Source organism: Ruegeria sp. G5 (genome assembly GCF_056533365.1).
The window spans coordinates 1-2,035 of record NZ_JBQFOK010000019.1 but is presented as its reverse complement, the minus strand read 5'-3'; the positions used below and the strand labels follow the sequence as shown (position 1 = coordinate 2,035).

2 protein-coding genes are annotated in these 2,035 nt (G+C 63.6%); both read right to left on the bottom strand.

Annotated elements, in window-relative coordinates:
- Positions 1–581: FAD binding domain-containing protein (locus ACR0BD_RS19690; RefSeq protein WP_480832974.1), on the bottom strand; the 581-nt coding region annotated here is incomplete at its 3' end.
- 95 nt (positions 582–676) lie between these two features.
- On the bottom strand, positions 677–2,035 hold a 1,359-nt coding region (locus ACR0BD_RS19685), incomplete at its 5' end, for a xanthine dehydrogenase family protein molybdopterin-binding subunit (protein WP_480832972.1).

The following is a 2,035-nucleotide window of genomic DNA, read 5'->3' as shown; positions in this document are numbered from 1 at the left end:
CCATCTGCGAACCGCGCCAGATAGACGCCGACCAATGCAAACCGAGACGCAGGCTGCAGGAACTTCTGATAGCTCGCCGCCTGCGGCACCGGAAAGCGGACGCCGGTGATGATCTCACCGTCCTCCAGCGCTGTGGTGAACATGCCCTGGAAAAAATCATCCGCCGCGATCTGCCGTGTATTCGTCACGATGGTCGCGCCTGACCCCAGCACACCGGCCGGATAACAGGCCGCAGGGTCGTTATTGGCCACCGAGCCACCGATGGTGCCACGATTGCGCACCGCCGGATCCCCGATCTGCCCCGCCAGCGCCGCCAGCGCCGGATACGACGCGGCGGCCTCGCGCGCCACCGTGGCATGGGTTGTCGCACCGCCCACAGCCAGGGAGCCGTCATCCTCGACACAGACCCCCTGCATCTCGGCAATCCCACTCAGCGACACCAGCGCCGACGGCGCTGCCAGCCGCTGCTTCAGCGTCGGGATCAGCGTCTGACCACCCCCCAACGCCTGCGCATCCTCACCCCCCAGCGCGGCAACCGCATCCGCAATGGTCGAGGGCTTCTCAAACTCGAAACTATACATTTCGCTTTTCCTTTCCGAAGAACACAGATCCGCTCTTCATCTGGCTATAAATATCCCGGGGGTCTGGGGGCAGAGCCCCCAGCCATCCCAACCTCTCAGCTGTTCATCGCCGCCCAGACGCGCGACGGGCTGACCGGCATGTCGATGTGATCCACCGCTTTGCCGCCCGAGTTCATCGCATCCAGAACCGCATTGACCACAGCCGGCGGCGAGCCAATGGCCCCAGCCTCACCACAGCCCTTCACACCCAGCGGGTTATGCGTGCATGGCGTCTGGCTGGAATGATCCACGCCGTAGAACGGCACGTCATCGGCGCGCGGCATCGCGTAATCCATGTAAGAGGCGCTCAGCAACTGGCCATTCTCGTCATAGGCGCAGTTCTCCAGCAAAGCCTGACCAATGCCCTGACCGATACCACCATGGACCTGGCCATCCACGATCATCGGGTTGACGATGTTGCCAAAGTCATCCGCGGCGGTGAACGCCTCGATGCTGACCTTGCCGGTCTCGGGGTCCAGTTCGACCTCGCAGGCATAAGCGCCCGAGGGGAAGGTAAAGTTGGCCGGGTCGTAAAACGCGGTCTCCTCCAACCCCGGCTCGACTTCCAGCGGGTAGTTGTGCGGCACATAGGCCGTCAGGGTCACATCGCCCCAGGCCACCGACTTGTCGGTGCCCGCCACACTGAACTGACCGTCCTTCAACTCGATATCAGCCTCGGACGCCTCCAGCAGGTGGGCGGCGATCTTCTTGGCCTTGTCGATCACCTTCTCGGTGGCCTTGACCATGGCCGAGCCACAAACCGCCAGCGAGCGCGAACCATAGGTGCCCATGCCAAACGGGATCTTCGAGGTGTCGCCATGCACGATCTCGACCATCGACTCGTCGATGCCGATCATGTCGGCCACAACCTGCGGGAAGGCGGTCTCATGTCCCTGCCCATGGCTGTGCGCGCCGACCATGACGCTGATCGAGCCGGTGGCATTCACCCGCACGGTCGCGGCGTCATAGAGACCCGCCCGGGCCCCCAGCATGCCAACGATGTTCGACGGCGCAATGCCGCACGCCTCGATATAGCAGTTGATACCCAGACCGCGCAGCTTGCCATTCGCCTCGCTTTCCGCACGGCGGGCGGCAAAGCCTGCCAGATCGGCAGCGGCCTCCAGCTTGTCCATGGTCCCGTTGTAATCCCCGGTGTCATAGGTCAGCGCCACCGGCGTGTCATAGGGGAACTGGGTGATGAAGTTCTGACGGCGCAGCGCAATCGGATCGACCCCCAGCTCACGCGCGGCTTTGTCGACGACGCGCTCCAACTGGTATGTCGCCTCGGGCCGGCCCGCACCGCGATAGGCATCCACCGGCACCGTGTTGGTGAACATCGCCTTCACGTTCACCTGAATGACCGGCGTCTTGTAATTGCCTGCCATCAGCGTGCCGTGCAGCCATGTGGGCACGGA